This window comes from Mesorhizobium sp. M7A.F.Ca.US.014.04.1.1, from assembly GCF_003998745.1.
Taxonomy (GTDB): Bacteria; Pseudomonadota; Alphaproteobacteria; order Rhizobiales; family Rhizobiaceae; genus Mesorhizobium; species Mesorhizobium ciceri.
In genome coordinates this window covers 1-1,383 of the sequence record NZ_RZRW01000972.1, presented here as the reverse complement: position 1 = coordinate 1,383, position 1,383 = coordinate 1, and the positions used below count along the sequence as shown (strand labels likewise).

The 1,383-nt window shown below is 60.2% G+C and carries 2 protein-coding genes; both read left to right on the top strand.

All coding sequences use genetic code 11. The features are described 5' to 3' along the window. Window positions 1-327 precede the first annotated feature (327 nt). Entirely contained in the window at window positions 328-804 is a 477-nt protein-coding gene (petA, locus tag EOA22_RS33655) for a ubiquinol-cytochrome c reductase iron-sulfur subunit (protein WP_127390616.1), read from the top strand. 15 nt (window positions 805-819) lie between these two features. Continuing rightward, on the top strand, window positions 820-1,383 hold a 564-nt coding region (locus EOA22_RS33650; protein WP_206521468.1), incomplete at its 3' end, for a cytochrome b N-terminal domain-containing protein.

Sequence of the window (1,383 nt, the reverse complement as noted above, 5' to 3'; positions counted from 1 at the left end):
CCTATGCCGAGGTATGATCAAGCTAAGCAATCGTTCTGCGATTGCCGCGTCCGAGGCCGAAATCCTGCTCAAGCGGGGAAAGACAACAGCAAGGCTTCAGAACCACCACACCTGGCGTCCTCGACAGGCCGGTAGTCCTTCGCTCAGGAACCATAAACGAAAGTATTGGACGCACGTGCCCTTGGCACGATGGCCCACATCCCGCCACGGCCGGCATAGTTCAACGCGAAATGAGCAAACGCGAAAGGCGAGAGGCCGCAGCCGGGTTTCCCGACTGCACGCCGACGCACTGAAGCAGCTTTCCCAATCAGAGGAGTCGTCATCATCATGACCGAGCTTTCCCCAACTGAAACAGGCACCACCGCATTGCCCGCCGAGGCACTGGCCACGGTCGAAGTCGACGTCTCCTCGCTGATGCCGGGAATGTCGCTGGTCGTGCAATGGCGCGGCAAACCCGTCGTCGTTCGCAACCGCACCGAGAAGGAAATTGAGGACGGCAAAGCTGTAAGCTTGGCCGTGCTCAAGGACCCGATCGCACGTAACGCCAATCTGCCGGCCGATGCGCCGGCAATCGACACCAACCGCACGGCGCCGGGCAAGGAAGCCTGGATCGTGATGGTCCAGGTCTGCACGCATAGCGGCTGCATCCCCGTTGGTCAGCAAGGCGAGTTCGGGGGCTGGCTCTGCCCGTGCCACGGCTCGCAATACGATACTGCCGGCCGCATCCGCAAAGGCCCAGCGCCCGAGAACATGGCGATACCCGTGTTCCAGTTCATTGCCGACACCAGAATCCGTATCAGCTGAGAGGGGGGCGTTTCGATGAGCGACAAACATTCGACCTATACGCCCAAGACCGGTATCGAACGCTGGTTCGACGCCCGCCTGCCCCTTCCGAGGTTGGTGCACGATAGCTTCATCGTCTATCCCGTCCCGCGCAATTTGAACTACGCCTACACGTTCGGCGGCATTCTCACGGTCATGCTGGCTTCGCAGATCCTCACCGGGATCGTGCTGGCCATGCATTACGCTCCGGATACCGGGCTGGCCTTCAATTCAGTCGAGAAGATCATGCGGGACGTGAATTCGGGATGGCTGCTGCGCTCTCTCCATGCGAACGGCGCCTCCTTCTTCTTCATTGCCGCCTATATCCATATCTGCCGCGGGCTCTACTACGGCTCTTACAAGGCGCCGCGTGAGCTGCTGTGGGTGCTCGGTTGCACCAACCTCTTGCTGATGATGGGGATCGCCTTCATGGGCTATGTGCTGCCTTGGGGACAGATGTCGTTCTGGGGAGCCACCGTCATTACCAACTTTTTCACGGCCATCCCATTGGTCGGTGGCTGGTTCCAGCAGCTTCTGCTCGGCGGGTTCGCGGTCGGCAAT

Bases quoted from the DNA above. Each gene is read 5' to 3' on its own strand.
- petA (WP_127390616.1), top strand. From the start codon at position 328: ATGACCGAGCTTTCCCCAACTGAAACAGGCACCACCGCATTGCCCGCC.